This is a genomic window from Sphingobacterium sp. BS-2 (assembly GCF_046161205.1).
In the GTDB taxonomy this organism is placed as follows: Bacteria; Bacteroidota; Bacteroidia; order Sphingobacteriales; family Sphingobacteriaceae; genus Sphingobacterium; species Sphingobacterium mizutaii.
The window spans coordinates 1-15,409 of the sequence record NZ_JBIXGO010000020.1; the positions used below are offsets into that span (position 1 = coordinate 1).

At 38.9% G+C, this 15,409-nt stretch carries 11 protein-coding genes and 1 tRNA gene; 7 read left to right on the plus strand and 5 right to left on the minus strand.

Going from position 1 to position 15,409, the window contains the following annotated elements:
* Positions 1-60: 60 nt before the first annotated feature.
* A tRNA-Gly gene (locus ACK2WI_RS15005) sits at positions 61-133 on the minus strand.
* A gap of 170 nt (positions 134-303) precedes the next feature.
* Between ACK2WI_RS15005 and ACK2WI_RS15010 the strand changes: the two genes are divergently transcribed.
* The 4 genes from ACK2WI_RS15010 (at position 304) to trxA (ending at position 8,175) form a co-directional block, all read left to right on the plus strand.
* Positions 304-2,493, plus strand: a complete 2,190-nt coding sequence (locus ACK2WI_RS15010; RefSeq protein WP_312696283.1) for a glucoamylase family protein — start codon at positions 304-306, stop codon at positions 2,491-2,493.
* A gap of 54 nt (positions 2,494-2,547) precedes the next feature.
* Entirely contained in the window at positions 2,548-3,066 is a 519-nt protein-coding gene (locus tag ACK2WI_RS15015) for an OmpA family protein (RefSeq protein ID WP_093096258.1), read from the plus strand.
* A gap of 268 nt (positions 3,067-3,334) precedes the next feature.
* Positions 3,335-7,756, plus strand: a complete 4,422-nt coding sequence (gene dnaE / locus ACK2WI_RS15020) for a DNA polymerase III subunit alpha (protein WP_312696282.1) — start codon at positions 3,335-3,337, stop codon at positions 7,754-7,756.
* 101 nt (positions 7,757-7,857) lie between these two features.
* Entirely contained in the window at positions 7,858-8,175 is a 318-nt protein-coding gene (gene trxA / locus ACK2WI_RS15025; RefSeq protein WP_093096263.1) for a thioredoxin, read from the plus strand.
* Between the two features lie 221 nt (positions 8,176-8,396).
* Here trxA and ACK2WI_RS15030 read toward each other — a convergent pair whose 3' ends face one another.
* Positions 8,397-10,265: a TonB-dependent receptor domain-containing protein gene (locus tag ACK2WI_RS15030; protein ID WP_312696281.1), complete on the minus strand. Its 1,869-nt coding sequence runs from the start codon at positions 10,263-10,265 to the stop codon at positions 8,397-8,399.
* Positions 10,266-10,317: 52 nt separating this feature from the next.
* Positions 10,318-11,256, minus strand: coding sequence for a zinc dependent phospholipase C family protein (locus ACK2WI_RS15035; RefSeq protein ID WP_312696280.1), 939 nt, complete (start codon positions 11,254-11,256; stop codon positions 10,318-10,320).
* A 113-nt stretch (positions 11,257-11,369) separates the two neighbouring features.
* On the opposite strand from ACK2WI_RS15035, the gene ACK2WI_RS15040 reads away from it, so the two are divergent.
* The 3 genes from ACK2WI_RS15040 to ACK2WI_RS15050 are packed head-to-tail and all read left to right on the plus strand — an operon-like array spanning position 11,370 to position 13,913.
* Positions 11,370-12,359, plus strand: coding sequence for a glycosyltransferase family protein (locus ACK2WI_RS15040; protein WP_093096269.1), 990 nt, complete (start codon positions 11,370-11,372; stop codon positions 12,357-12,359).
* Positions 12,359-13,033 carry an FKBP-type peptidyl-prolyl cis-trans isomerase gene (locus ACK2WI_RS15045; RefSeq protein WP_312696279.1) on the plus strand — a complete coding sequence of 225 codons (675 nt, stop codon included), beginning with the start codon at positions 12,359-12,361 and terminating at the stop codon, positions 13,031-13,033. The genes ACK2WI_RS15040 and ACK2WI_RS15045 overlap by 1 nt, the downstream gene beginning before the upstream one ends.
* Positions 13,017-13,913, plus strand: coding sequence for an aldo/keto reductase (locus tag ACK2WI_RS15050; RefSeq protein ID WP_312696278.1), 897 nt, complete (start codon positions 13,017-13,019; stop codon positions 13,911-13,913). The genes ACK2WI_RS15045 and ACK2WI_RS15050 overlap by 17 nt, the downstream gene beginning before the upstream one ends.
* 92 nt (positions 13,914-14,005) lie before the next feature.
* Here the strand turns inward: ACK2WI_RS15050 and kdsB are convergent, their stop codons facing one another.
* Positions 14,006-14,749, minus strand: a complete 744-nt coding sequence (kdsB, locus tag ACK2WI_RS15055) for a 3-deoxy-manno-octulosonate cytidylyltransferase (RefSeq protein WP_093096273.1) — start codon at positions 14,747-14,749, stop codon at positions 14,006-14,008.
* Between the two features lie 44 nt (positions 14,750-14,793).
* Positions 14,794-15,408, minus strand: a complete 615-nt coding sequence (locus ACK2WI_RS15060) for a deoxynucleoside kinase (RefSeq protein WP_093096274.1) — start codon at positions 15,406-15,408, stop codon at positions 14,794-14,796.
* Position 15,409 lies beyond the last annotated feature (1 nt).

Consider the following 15,409-nt stretch of genomic DNA (forward strand, 5'->3'; position numbering starts at 1 on the left):
CTTAACGGGAACAGGATTTTAAGTCCTGCGTGTCTACCAGTTCCACCACCTAGGCAACTGAGCGAAAGACGAGATTCGAACTCGCGACCCCAACCTTGGCAAGGTTGTGCTCTACCAACTGAGCTACTTTCGCTTGACGTGCTGCAAATATAGACAGATTTAACAAAGTTGAAAAATTATATCCTGATAAAAAATGCAATGTGCTTGTAATGTGCGTAATAATTTTATCACGAAGCCAGAAAAAGGGCATATTAATAGCTTTTGGCGCGATTTTTATCTATTTTCGTAGATTAATTCTTGTTTATGCAACTTCGACTCTTTACTATACTCTTTTTTTGCTTTCTAGCCTTCAATGGTAAAGCTGAATCCTATCCGGAGGTGGTATTTGATAATAGTTTGGTGAAAGGAACTTATGCCCGAAGTATCGTTAATTATTCGGGCGATAGTTGGGTGGAGAATATCCAGAAAAATCTCTTGGTTTCGGATACCTTGTTCTTTACTCCCGGGAATGCCCTTTCCCTAAAATATATCTCCGCTGAAATGGGCGATTGGGATGTTTTGATCAAGTATAGTAGGCAGAAGTTTCACTATAGGGTATCTTTTGATGATATCTTGAGTCTGAAGATCTTTGTCGGTTCTGCGGGGACCAAACCTGAAAACTTACCCTCTATTTCCATACAGCAGGGTATGAATCAATCCGTATCGATACCATTAGGTGATTATATCGAGGATTATAACAATAGTAGCTGGATGAGTGTGAAGATTCCTTTGAAGGAATTTGCCGGCTTGAATATTGACCACAATATTTCAGGGATTATCTTGAGGCAGCACCATGCCAGCGAGGTGACCAACCAGTTGTTCTTGGACCAAATTGAATTCCTTCCCACAAAATATTCTGAAGCTCCATTGACTTCCAATGCAGTATTGTCGAAAGTTACTGCTTACGGAAAACATGTGGACCTGCAATGGCAGGTGCCGTTGACACCAAGTATCCGATACGTGAAAATCTATCGTTCATTGGACAATAAGGAGTTTAAGGCAGTGGCTATTCGTCCGACCTATATGTTGAGAAGCTTGGATTATATTCCTGTTCTGGATAAGAAATACTATTATAAGATAGCCTGGGTAGATTATAACTATAGAGAGTCTCCCTTTTCAGAAGTTCTTGAGGTTGAGCCAAAACAACTTAACGAAGATCAATTATTGGATCTGATCCAACTTGCCAACGTGAATTATTTCGTCGAGAATTACGATATCAATTCCGGGATGTACATGCCATATCGCATGAAAGATAAGGCGGTGGTCTCGGTACGTGAAACTGGCGGTGCCATGTTGAGTATGTTGGTTGGTGTTGAGAAAGGATTTGTGAGCAAGGCATTGTTCTTAAGCCGTGTAAAAAGAATTGTTGGGTTTTTGGGTAAAGCTCAAAATAACAAAGGATTTTTCCCTGCTTATTTCGATGGTAGGAAAGGTCTTCCTTTATATCTGGATGATATTCCGCGCTATGATGTGCAAGCTACCAGTTCTTTGATAGAAGCTTTATTGGTTATCCGTCAATACTTAAATACGGATGCTGCTGAGGAAAATAAACTCCGCGCAGATATTACTCAACTATGGGAAAGGTTGGACTGGCGAGGAGTAACCTTGCCAAACGATCCATTGGTCTTACGTTCGGCAATTGATATGCTTGATGAGTATTTCACTTTTGACCCCTTGGTTGGTATCAATGGCGGTCTTAATGCCTATATGTTGGCCATTGCTTCGACAAAATCAAGTCTAGCGCCTGAGGCTTTCACAAATGCACTAAAATACAAATTTGAAAGACCCCGTGGAAGAAATTCTATCCGAAGGATGAATACAGAGCAAGTGTCAAATGTTGCAGATTCGGTGAATCTGATGATGCATGATGAAAAAGTTTTGGTATCTGTTCCTGGACAAGATTCTATCTATAAAGTAGCTTCAACACACGATACATTGATGTACGGTATCAAACTCCCTTTTGGAAATTATACTACAAGTCTATTAGATATGTACAGGCCTTTCAACACAATCAATCCTAACCTGAGTAAAGTTGGAGACTATGATTTGAAGTCTGTTCTACAGAAATATACACAAGTGGCAAAACGTCGAGATAATGAGATAGGAGTAGGAACCTCTAATTCAGATATCTGGGGCTTTTACCAATACCGTGACAGTATTGGGACCTTCCGGATTAATCCTGCAATTGCCATATCATCGATGTTCTTGGATGAAAGCAGGTCCAAACGTTCTTTATATGCCATGTATAATCAATTTGGGGAGTATCTCTTTACCGAATATGGCTTTAGGGCATGGATGGATTTGAGGACCGATGATGTTTCGGATGAGTATATTGCCAACAATCAATCTAATCTAGCCATCTTGTTAGAGAATGCGAGAACGGGTTTAATTTGGAACTTATATCAGGCAATTCCGGAAATCAGATCAGCGGAACAAAGAATCTTCAAGAAGTGACATTTTTAATAGTAATATCACTATATTTACGCAATAATAACTTTATAAAAACTCATGAAGCGAATCAACTATTTAACTTTAATTTTTTTAGCTGGTCTTACTTTATTTTCTTGTAAACAACAAGCTTTGGTTGTGAACCCAGGAGCAGTAGTAAGCCAAGACGGAACCAACGATGGACTGAAAAATGTGAAGCGAGAATTTGAGGATGCAAAGCAGACGAATGAAGGTATTTTAGTTTCCATATCATCAGATTTATTGTTCCCTACGAATTCTTCTTACTTAACGGATGGAGCAAAGACTGAATTGAGCAAACTGGTAAAAGTATTGAAGACTTCCAATGCTAATTCAAAGATCAGAGTGGATGGACATACAGATGCAACCGGTACTGCAGAGTACAATGTTTGGTTGTCAGATAAGCGTGCCGCTTCAGTGGAGAAGTTCTTAGTGGACGCAGGTATTTCTGATGCTAGAATCTCAACAAAAGGTTTAGGTCAGACCAAACCAATTGCTGATAACAAAACTCCAGAAGGTAGACAAAAGAACAGAAGAGTAGAAGTCGTGATCTTGAAATAAGATCCAATAAAAATATAATAAAACGCAGTCCGTAGTCTATGGGCTGCGTTTTTTGTTTGGCTCAAAACAAAATATCCCCAAGCTATTTTACTGTCTACATTTTCCCCTTATATTGCAAAATGACTTTTTAGAAACAGAGCTTTGCCTTTAAAATCCTAGTTTAGATTTACTTAAAGATGTGGATATTTTAGTTGCCGGAATTTGGGGGTTTATTAGGATAATATTAAGTATTTTTGTTAGTTCATAGTTTTAGGGAGAAGAGAAAAAGATGTATATAATTTTTGATACGGAGACTACGGGTTTGCCAAAGCGTTGGGATGCACCAATTACGGATACAGATAACTGGCCGAGGTGTATTCAGATAGCATGGCAATTGCACGATGAAATGGGAAGGTTGGTTGAGCATCAGGATTATTTGATCAAGCCAGATGGATTCAATATTCCCTATGATTCTGAAAAAATCCATGGTATTTCTACTGAATTGGCAGAATCTGAGGGAATTCCTTTAACTGATGTTTTAGTTAAATTCAATGAAGCACTGGGCAAGGCAAAATTTGTAGTTGGCCAGAATATTGGTTTTGATATCAATATCATGGGCTGTGAATTTTACCGTTATCAGGTGGACAGCCCAATGGCATCTATGCCTATTCTTGATACCTGTACGGAAGTTACTGCAGATCTATTGAAACTTCCTGGAGGTCGTGGTGGTCGGTATAAGTTACCTAATCTTACGGAATTACATAGTTACCTTTTTGGAGTACCATTTGCTGAGGCGCACAATGCTACAGCCGACGTTGAAGCAACTACGCGATGCTTTTTTGAGCTGATCAGAAAAGATGTATTTACGCCAAATGAGCTTCAGGTCGATACCGGATATTTTGTAGAGTTTAAAAAAGAAAATCCTACTGTAGTAGAATCAGTCGGTTTAAAACATGTCAACCTTAAGGCCGCTTCTGATGCAATCCGTCAAGAGGAAAGCATGGGGGTTAAAAAGGTTGTCATTGATCCTGAAACCTTAGCCAAGTTTGAGGCAGCTGAGTTTGCCCACTTACATAACCATACACAATTTTCAGTTTTACAGTCCACTATTTCCATTGATAACCTGATCCAAGCAGCAGCCAAGCATAAAATGTCGGCAGTTGCCATGACAGACCATGGTAATATGATGGGGGCATTCCACTTTGTCAGCAAAACCTTAGGACATAACAAGGATGTTGAAGCAAAGATTAAGGAAGCTGAAGAAAATGGAGAGACCTATGATGGTCGCATCATCAAGCCAATTGTTGGCTGTGAATTCTTTGTTTGTGAGAACCGGAAAGATAAAAGCCGGAAAGACAACGGTTATCAAGTAGTTTTCTTGGCGAAAAACAAACAGGGCTATCATAATATGGCAAAAATGGCTTCGGTGGCTTATACTGAAGGATTCTATTATGTGCCAAGAATCGACAAAGAAACTGTCGAACGCTATAAAGAAGATCTGATCGTTCTGTCTGGTAACTTGAATGGTGAGGTACCTAGTAAGGTCTTGAACATTGGTGAAGCCCAAGCTGAGGAAGCCTTGATTTGGTGGAAAGAACAATTTGGCGAAGATTTCTATATAGAACTGATGCGACATGGTCAGGAGGATGAAAATAGGGTGAATGACACCTTGGTCCAATTGGCTGAAAAACATCAAGTGAAAGTAATCGGAACGAACAATACCTATTACGTCAATAAAGCCGATGCGCATGCGCATGATATCCTACTTTGTGTAAAGGATGGCGAAAAGCTATCGACACCTAAGGGTAGAGGACGTGGCTTCCGTTTCGGTTTACCAAACCAAGAATATTATTTCAAATCTGCTGATGAAATGAAGCAGGTTTTTAAAGATACACCGCAGGCCATCATCAATATTCAGGAGGTTTTGGATAAGATTGAGATTTATTCCTTAAACAGGGATGTCTTGCTTCCAAAATTTGAAATCCCTGAACAGTTTCAATCCGAGGAGGATTTGGTTGATGGCGGAAAACGTGGTGAAAATGCCTTCTTAAAGCATCTTACTTATATTGGTGCTGAGAAACGGTATCCAGAGATTACCGATTCTATTCGGGAGCGTTTGGATTTCGAATTGGCAACCATTGAGAAAACAGGTTACCCCGGTTATTTCTTGATTGTACAGGACTTTATTGCTGCAGCCCGTGAAATGGGGGTATCAGTAGGTCCAGGTCGTGGTTCGGCAGCAGGATCTGCCGTAGCCTATTGTTTGGGGATTACCAATATTGACCCCATCCTATACGATTTGCTATTTGAGCGTTTCTTGAATCCAGACCGTGTTTCCATGCCCGATATTGATATCGACTTCGATGATGAGGGGCGTGGTCGGGTAATGCAATATGTAATCGACAAATATGGAGCATCACAAGTAGCACAGATCATTACTTATGGAACCATGGCTGCTAAATCCTCTATCAAGGATACAGCTAGGGTTTTAGATCTACCTCTTTCTGATGCGAATGAAATTGCTAAGTTGATTCCTAACTTAAAACTAAGTAAGATCTTCAATCTGGAGGACAAAGCGCTGAAGGAAGTTTTGCGAAGTGAAGAGTTGGAAGCTGTCAATAAACTGAAATCTTTGGCTGATGGTGCTGGTATTGAAGCGGAAACCATTAAACAAGCTAGGGTTTTGGAGGGGTCGATGCGTAATACGGGTATACATGCCTGTGGAGTTATTATCACACCGGATGATATTACGAATTTCGTACCGGTATCCTTAGCGAAGGATTCTGATCTATATGTTACCCAGTTCGATAACTCGGTCGTAGAAAGTGCCGGCTTATTGAAAATGGACTTTCTAGGCTTAAAAACGTTAACCTTAATCAAGGATACTGTAATCAACGTTAAATTGAGCCATGACATCGATTTGGATCCCGATAATTTTCCAATTGATGATGTAAAGACTTACGAGCTGTTCCAAAGGGGTGAGACCATCGGTATCTTCCAGTATGAGTCTCCCGGGATGCAGAAATATATGAAGGAATTAAAACCGACAGTCTTTGCGGATTTAATTGCCATGAACGCATTATATCGTCCAGGTCCGATGGAATATATTCCTAGTTTCGTAAAACGTAAGCATGGAATTGAACCAATCACCTATGACTTGGATGCCTGTGAGGAATACCTGAGTGAAACATACGGTATTACAGTTTACCAAGAGCAGGTAATGCTTCTGTCACAAAAACTTGCTGGATTCTCTAAGGGTGATGCCGACGTTCTTCGTAAGGCGATGGGTAAGAAACAAAAGGCAGTCTTGGATAAGATGAAGCCTAAATTTGTCTCCCAAGCAGAAGCGAATGGACATAGTGCAAAAGTATTAGAGAAGATTTGGACCGACTGGGAAGCATTTGCATCCTATGCCTTCAATAAATCCCACTCGACCTGCTATGCTTGGGTTGCTTATCAGACTGCATATCTAAAAGCACATTATCCTGCGGAATATATGGCAGCTGTACTTTCCAATAACATGAACGATATCAAGCAAGTAACGTTCTTTATGGAAGAGTGTAGGAGAATGGGTTTAACAGTCTTAGGTCCAGATGTTAATGAATCGCACTATAAGTTTACAGTAAATGATGAAGGCGCAATCCGTTTTGGTATTGGAGCAGTGAAAGGTGTAGGAGCAGGAGCTGTAGAAACTATTGTAAATAGTAGGGCAGATGGACCATACAAATCTATATTCGACTTAGCAAAACGCGTGGATCTTCGTATGATCAATAAAAAGGCATTCGAAAGCTTGGCTTATGCTGGCGGATTTGATTCCTTTTCGGATACCCACCGTGCACAATATTTCTTCTCCGATACGGACAGTAGTTCGGGAATTGAGAAGGCGATTAAATTTGCCCATAAGTTTAAAGAGAATGAGAACTCTGCGCAGGTAAGTTTATTTGGAGCGGGTGGTGCTGTTGAATTACCTGAACCGACCCTAAATCCATGTCCAGCATGGGGTTTGATTGAAAAGTTGAAATATGAAAAGGATGTGATCGGTATTTATTTGACGAGTCACCCTTTGGATAATTATAAGTTTGAAATGCGCCATTTCTGTCCAAATAATGTGACAGACTTGCAAATGATCAATAAGGTAAAGGCTGCGGAAGTAGAGCAGGAGCTATTACTAGAATTTAACCGGATCAAGAATAAGGAAGTTGTTTTGGGAGGTATCGTGGCCATGGCTAACCATCGGGTTGCAAAGTCAGGTAAACCTTTTGGCTCCTTTATTATTGAAGATTATTCAGACTCTTTTGAGATCATGGTTTTCGGAGAAGACTACGTGAAGTTCAAGGGTTATTTACAGGAAGGCTATTTTGTACAGATCAGAGGATTGGTGCAAGAGCGTTTCAAGCAAGTTGGTAACTGGGGTTTTGAATTGAAAGGGATCCAATTGCTATCAGATTTACGCGAAAAGATGGCAAAATCCTTCACAATTCAATTTCCATTGCATATCTTAAATCAGGAATTTGTCAAAACTTTGGAGGAATTAGTGAGTTATACCCAATTAGAAGGACAAGAAGCAAACTGTCAATTAAAGTTTATGATTATGGATCTTCAGGATGAATTATCCATTGAGATGCCTGTAAAGCGGAAGAAGATCTTTATCACCAATGAGTTTTTGGATGGATTGGAAGCTTTAGAGAGCGTGCGATATAAATTAAATTGATAGCATATAAAAAAAATAATAGTTGTAAGTAAATAGCATGTATAAGCGATTGCTTATATTTGTGTTCATTTAAATTGTAAAATCATAAAAACATAATCAAAATGGCATTAGAAATTACAGATGGCAACTTTGATGAAGTTGTATTAAAATCAGATAAACCAGTACTAATTGACTTTTGGGCAGAATGGTGTGGCCCATGTCGTATGGTTGGTCCATTGGTAGATGAGATTGCAACTGAGTACGAAGGTAAAGCAGTGGTAGGTAAAGTTAATGTTGATAACAACCCAGATATTTCTGTTCGTTATGGAATCCGTAATATCCCGGCTTTGTTGTTCTTTAAAAACGGTGAGATTGTTGACAAACAAATCGGAGCTGTTCCAAAATCAGTATTGACTGATAAATTAGAAAAACAACTTTAAGACTAGAAAACAAAATAAGGCAGGGCGATTAGTAATAATCGCCCTGTTTTTTTTTGAATTAGGGTGGGGGATCGTCATCTCGGCGGTTATCGAGCGAAGCCGAGATGCCGCTCGATAATCAGTGGTTGTCATCTCGGCTCCGCTCGATGAGCACTCACCCAACGCAATCCCGCCTTTATTCAAAATTTTCTATCTCACATCTCATATCTCACATCTCATATCTACAAACTAATGTTATACTTAAACCCTAATGTCGCCCAGCGGCTTGGCATTGGGACTGCTCCGACTTCGATGTACTGTGCATCAAATATATTCTGGACATCGGCGTAGATGGTGTACTTTGATTTTTGGAAGGCGATGCGGGCATCCGATACAAAGTAAGAGTTATTTGTAGTCCTTTGTAGCCATCGATTAGCGGTAATAAAATTCCAATTTCCGGTATGGAAGCTGATGGTTCCGATGGCTTGATGCTTTAAGCTTTCGATTCCGTATTTGATTATGCTGTTTTTGTAATTATTTACGATAGAGGGTTTTAAATAGCTGTACGAAAAGTTGAAGTTCAAGCTTTTTCTTTCTGCTATTTGGTAATTGTATAAGAAGTTGGAAAAAATTCCATGCGTTTTGTTGTTACCTAGATTATTAGCCTGATAAGGTACATCCGTACTTTCACGCATCCAGTCTATGAAATTATCGATATCGCGATAGAAGTAACCTGCCCTTATGCTTAGGTTGCCTTTCGTGTAAGAAGTACCGATTTCATTCTGCCAAGCATTTTCACTTTTTAGGTCTGGATTTCCGATATTTCCAGGTCTTTGGTTTAGGTAAAGATCGGTGAAAGTTGGGATCCTTTGGCTGGTTCCGCTGCTTGCCGAAATCTTCCAGTTGTCATTGATTAAGTAACTAATATCCAAACCTGGGAAGACCTGCCAATCGTAATCTGAATTGTAATTGATATAAGCACCCAAATTGAAAATAAACTTCCTGAAATAGGTAGAACGGAATTCCGTGAAGAATCCCAGGTTGTTACGGCTGTGGTCCCCAATATTGGAGCTATTGATCTTTTCATGTCTGGATTCGACCCCTAATCCTAAATCACCGTATTTAATCTGCCTGTAAGCATTTAATTCAGCTGAAAGGGTATGAGTGTAGTGATGGCTTCTACCTTTGCTTAAATCATCTTTAAAGTATCTATAATCGTCGTCGTTATAACGGTAATTGATCCTAGGGTTCAAATACCAGTGATCGTTCAACTGATGTTGGGAAGATATGCTTGATAAGAAGGTTTCAACCAACTCCTCTGAATTTATATCACCAGGGGCGGCATAATAACCATTAGCTCCAAATCTATTGTTCATGTAGCCAGCCATCATTTGGATCCTGTTGTCCGAATTAATAACAAGGTTATTTTGATAATAGATTCTTTCATTATCTGAGCCTGTATTATAGCGCTGACCATTGCTATGCTCTTTGCTGGCATATAATTGATGCTGATTGCTTTTATTATAAAATGTTCCACCAACTTGAATACCGGTTCCATAATAGATACCATCTTTGTCAGTTTCTTCAACTTTGTCAAAGGAAGATCCTGCATAGAGGTGGGTAAATACCGAATTATGTTCAACTTGTTTGGTAACAATATTGACTGCACCAGTCAAAGCATTGATTCCGTACATCCTAGAAGCAGGTCCACGAAGGATTTCAATTCTTTCGATTGCCTCTAATGGAATAGGGATATTGAGCATATGGTGACCTGTCTGCGGATCAGATAATTTAACCCCATTGATCAGTACCAGGGTTTGGTCGAAACTACCGCCATCGATACCGATATCAGCTTGAGTTCCGAAAGGACCACGCTGACGGATATCCACACCAGAGACATATCTTAACACTTCATTGATACTGCTGCTTGGTAATTTCTTTAAATCCTTTTGGGTTAAGACCTGGATATTGCGGCTATGTTGGTTGAAAGGTATCTGAAATCTGTTTTCTTGAATGATGACCTCTGAGATTTTGGTAGTATCATTCAAACTTTGAGTAAATGCGAATGTTGGTATAGAACAAAAAAGGAATAATAACTTTTTGGTTGACATTTTAATTAAATTTTTGCCAAAATTAGTTAAAATGTTTAGTTGAACGAATATTCTAATGCCATTCTTCTCGACCTTTTGGGATATGGTTGATATTAAGGTCTATAGTATCTACATTGTTTTCCAGCTTTTCGGAATTAGATAGGTCTGGTTGACCAGCATCAATCCATGCTGTATACCATAAAGAGCCGATGGCATGGATGGATTTTTTCATTCTGCGCATAACCATCCCATTTAACTGGTTATGGTAATTTGTAGCATAAAAGTCCGAATAATTAGTTTGAATTTGTTGGCCCCGTTGGATATAGGCTCTATGTAGTACTTTTGGAAGGCGCTTTGACAATTCCTTTTCTACTTTTAATACAGAGTCGAGGAGGGAATGGCTTTCAAGGACTGCTTTCCAAGCATAATCCAAAACATTGTCAATATAATTTGCAGGTCCTACATATAGACTATAGTCCTTACTGAACTTTTCCGGCAGTCGGGTTTCCCATAAGGCATGGATCCCAACCTGGTCGGTCAATTGACCATTATAATTGCTGCTGGTATGTAGAGGGACATGGGCATCAGCAGTATAATGACCCAAATCAGCAGAGATCTTTATGATCCGCTTGATATCCTTATCGTAAAAGGCTTTTTTTAATTGTCGATAGGATTTCTCTATTTGCCAAGGAACAATGCCACGACTAATCAGGTATTTTTCATTGTACTTTTCTTTGGCCTGCTTCCAAGGAATCTGAACGGAATCGTGGTCTGCAATTCGATCAAGATCTATAAAATGGCGTGGTGACTCGGCTGTATCTATATATACTCTTTTATCGGCATTGATGGCAAACTCTCGGATTTGGTATCGATGTTTCTTATAAAATAGGCTGAGCTCTGCTGGTAGGGTAAAAATGGCATGTTGGTTCATCAATTTATGCGGTTGGAAGCCCCATGATGATAGGAAGAGCATAAAGAATGCAGCGATAAACAGAATACAACATTGTTTCATGTTGGTTAGTAGAGCTTTATCGAAATATAATAATTTTTAGTTAAGATATCTAGGATTTTGTCGAAACATATTAACTGAAATTTGTTACTTTGTTGAAGTCAAATACTGATTCGATGAAAATATTATATGCTGTTCAAGGGACTGGAAATGGGCATTTGTGTCGAGCGATCGACATTATTCCATGTCTTAGGGAATATGGTCAGGTCGATGTTTTAATCAGTGGCATTCAAGCCGACATCGATTTACCATTTGAAGTGAAGTATCGATACCATGGATTGAGTTTTATTTTTGGCAAGTCTGGAGGGGTAGACCTTTGGAAGACTTTTATGAGTTCGACGGTACGGAAATTTGTAAAGGAAGTGAACTCGGTGCCTGTTGAAGACTATGATTTGGTAATCAATGATTTTGAACCGATATCTGCTTGGGGATGTTATTTTAAGGAAAAGAATTGTATTGGTCTAAGCCATCAGATAGGCGCCTTTGATCCCTCAAGTCCTAAACCTGAAGAATCGGATATGTTAGGGAAATTCATCATGAAAAATTATGCGCCTTCCAATATATCCTATGGTTTTCATTTTAAATCGTATGCCTCCCATATCTTTACTCCAGTAATCAGACAATCAGTTAGAGAGCTGGATCCTAAAGATTTAGGCCATTATACCGTATATTTGCCTTCCTATGATGATTCCCATCTATTAAAACATCTATCAAGATTTACAGATGTGAAATGGGAGGTGTTTTCTAAACATAATAAGAAGCCTTTTAGGTTGAAGAATGTGTCAATCAATCCGATCAATTCCGATGCCTTTGTTCAGAGCATGGCAGAATCTTCAGGTGTATTATGTGGTGCAGGCTTTGAAACTCCCGCAGAAGCTCTATATTTAGGGAAGAAATTATTGGTCATTCCGATGAAGAACCAATATGAGCAACATTTAAATGCGGCATCTCTTGAAGAGATCGGGGTACCTGTGATCAAAAGTTTAAAGAAGAAATCGGAGCTGGACATAGAATCTTGGTTGAATGCAAAGTCAAACGTCAATGTGGACTATCAAGATTGTACAGCAGAGATTATCGATAAAATAATAAAAAACCATAAACCATAATGAAGTACATTTTAGGAATCTTTTTTTGTTTAGCAATAAGTTCGCAAAGTCAGGCACAAGCCTTATCCAATGCTAATGATTCGCTGTCCTATGCTTTAGGACAAGATCTAGGGTCATACATCAAGAAAATGGATTTGCCGATCAACAAGGCGAAATTATTACAAGCAATAGGAGATGTGCTTGAAGGTAAAGAATCATTATTTAAGGATGAAGACCGAGAGCAAATAATCCGTGATGGATTGCAGAAAATCCAGGATGAAAAGAGTGCTGGATTGAAGAAATCTGCTGAAGATTTCTTGACTAAGAATAAAAGCAGAGCCGGAGTCAAGGTGACAGCAGAAGGGGTTCAATATGAGGTGTTAAAAGAAGGAACAGGATTGAATCCTTCAATAACCGATACTGTTAAGGTTCATTATATTGGAAAGGTCCACACAGGTGAGACTTTTGATAATTCCTATGAGCGCGGTGAACCTTTAGATCTTGAACTGGATAATGTGATTGAAGGCTGGAAAATTGGTATTCCTTTGATGAAAAAAGGTGCTAAATATAGATTCTTCATTCCTTATAACTTAGGATATGGAGAACGTGGCAGTGGTCCGATTCCTCCTTATAGTACCTTGATATTTGATGTGGAACTGCTGGATATAAAATCGCCAAATGAGAATGCAATATAATAAATTAGGTAAATCGGAATTAGAGATATCTGAAATTGGACTTGGCGCGATGTCATTGGTGCAAGGTCATGATGAAACGAATTCCTATATTATCAAACATGCACAAGAACTTGGAATCAATTACCTGGACACTTCAGATCTTTATGATAAAGGAAAGAATGAAGAATTAATCGGTAGGTTGATTGAAGGTAATCGTGATAAATGGATATTAGCTTCCAAAGTTGGAAATAAGTGGAAAGAAGATGGAAGTGGTTGGGATTGGGCACCAAGTAAGGCATATATCCTAAAATCAATTGACGAATCTTTGAGTCGCTTGAAAACTGATTACCTCGATCTTTACCAGCTTCATGGCGGAACGATTGAGGATCCCTTTGATGAAATTGTTGAAGCCTTTGAGTTATTGGTCCAACAGGGAAAGATTCGTTATTATGGAATATCATCCATTCGACCAAAGGTATTCTTGAATTATGCCAAGAATAGCAATATCATTTCAGATATGATGCAATACAGTATATTTGACCGGAGGCCAGAGAAGTATTTTCCTGAACTTGCTGAAAGCGGTATTTCTGTTTTGGCCAGAGGAACTGTAGCCCAAGGTCTGTTATTGAAAAAGGCTGCCCAGAAATATTTGAGTTATTCAGTCCATGAGGTCTTGGAAATACAACGTAAGGTTACAGAAATATCTAATCAGTTAGGTGTTGCTAATCTAGCGCTTGCTTTGAAATATCCCTTGTTGCATCAGCCGGTTGCTTGTAGCGTTATAGGCATAAGGACAAGAGAGCAAATCAATTCGCTGGACATGGTTTTTGACGATATGAAGAGAATTAAGCTGGAAGATTATCAGGAATTGCTTTCAGGGATGTCTGAGGTAAGTTATTAAAAGAGATATGTTCTTCAAAGCTTGATAATAGGGAAGAAGGAATTGAAAATAAACAAAGAGGTCAAGAATAAATCTTGACCTCTTTGTTTTAGCTATTTGCTGAAATATTTTTTGAGGATATCCTGTAGATCTTCTGGGCTGTCGATTGCATCGTTGATATGATTAGATATAGCAGTTTGGATTCTGTACCCATTATCCAGCCAGCGGAGTTGTTCTAAGGATTCAGTTTTTTCTAGTTTTGAAATCGGTAGTTTGGCTAAATCTTTTAAAGTTTCCACTTTAAAACCATAGATACCGATATGATTGTAATAGGTTTCTTTTGAGAGCCATTCCTTGATATCTGTTCCTCTCATATAGGGAATGGGTTGCCTAGAAAAATATAGTGCCTCGTTTTTTTGGTTTAAAACCACCTTTGGCTTATTTACATTTTCAAGATCGGCAAGTTCGTTGATTGGACGTACAAGAGTCGCTATTTCCACTTCAGGTCTTTGGAAACAAGATACGAGTAAATCAATTTGCTGGGGATCAATAAAAGGTTCATCGCCTTGGATATTGATAGCGATATCGAAACCAGAAATATTATTGATGACTTCTGCGCAACGATCTGTACCAGATTGATGGTCCTTACTAGTCATGACAACATTGCCAGCAAAACTTTTTACATGGTCAAAAATGCGTTGGTCATCCGTGGCTACCACAACTTCGTTTAGGGAAGCGGCGTGTTTTACTTGGTTGTATACACGTTGGATCATGGTCATCCCGGCAATATCCACCAAGGGTTTTCCTGGAAATCTGGTTGAGTCGTACCTAGCAGGTATTATTCCAATTACTTTCATAGATTAAAAATAAGAAAAGCCGAAGAATATCGGCTTTTAAGTTCTTAAAATAAACCGAAGAGTTCGGCTTCTATTTTTTGGATGATTTTTCCGAGATCTTCCTGATTATTGGCGAAATCAAGGTTATCCTTGTCAAGGACCAATAATTTACCTTCAGAATAATTATTTATCCATTTTTCGTATTTCTCGTTCAATTTAGACAGATAATCTAAACGGATACCAGATTCGTAGTCGCGACCTCGCTTTTGGATGTTATTCACTAAAGTAGGTACTGAAGCACGAAGGTAGATCAAAAGATCTGGTGGTTTGATATAGTTTACAATGCTTTGAAAAATATCGGAATAGTTTTCAAAATCACGGGCACTCATCAAGCCCATATCATATAAGTTTTCTGCAAATATGTAAGCATCCTCATAGATGGTTCTATCTTGGATCATATTGATTTCTCTATTCTGTAGGTCCACAATATGGCGGAATCTAGAATTTAGGAAGAAAATCTGCAGGTTAAAGGCCCAACGTTTCATGTCGCTATAGAAATCCTCTAGGTAAGGATTGTTTTCTACAGCTTCAAATTGAGGCTCAAAATTAAGGTGTTTAGCAAGTAACTCAGTTAAGGTTGTTTTACCAGCTCCAATATTTCCAACAATTGCTATATGCATC

Coding starts and splice junctions, on each gene's coding strand:
- ACK2WI_RS15010 (WP_312696283.1), top strand. CDS start 304: ATGCAACTTCGACTCTTTACTATACTCTTTTTTTGCTTTCTAGCCTTC.
- ACK2WI_RS15015 (WP_093096258.1), top strand. CDS start 2,548: ATGAAGCGAATCAACTATTTAACTTTAATTTTTTTAGCTGGTCTTACT.
- dnaE (WP_312696282.1), top strand. CDS start 3,335: ATGTATATAATTTTTGATACGGAGACTACGGGTTTGCCAAAGCGTTGG.
- trxA (WP_093096263.1), top strand. CDS start 7,858: ATGGCATTAGAAATTACAGATGGCAACTTTGATGAAGTTGTATTAAAA.
- ACK2WI_RS15030 (WP_312696281.1), bottom strand. CDS start 10,265: ATGTCAACCAAAAAGTTATTATTCCTTTTTTGTTCTATACCAACATTC.
- ACK2WI_RS15035 (WP_312696280.1), bottom strand. CDS start 11,256: ATGAAACAATGTTGTATTCTGTTTATCGCTGCATTCTTTATGCTCTTC.
- ACK2WI_RS15040 (WP_093096269.1), top strand. CDS start 11,370: ATGAAAATATTATATGCTGTTCAAGGGACTGGAAATGGGCATTTGTGT.
- ACK2WI_RS15045 (WP_312696279.1), top strand. CDS start 12,359: ATGAAGTACATTTTAGGAATCTTTTTTTGTTTAGCAATAAGTTCGCAA.
- ACK2WI_RS15050 (WP_312696278.1), top strand. CDS start 13,017: ATGAGAATGCAATATAATAAATTAGGTAAATCGGAATTAGAGATATCT.
- kdsB (WP_093096273.1), bottom strand. CDS start 14,749: ATGAAAGTAATTGGAATAATACCTGCTAGGTACGACTCAACCAGATTT.
- ACK2WI_RS15060 (WP_093096274.1), bottom strand. CDS start 15,408: ATGCATATAGCAATTGTTGGAAATATTGGAGCTGGTAAAACAACCTTA.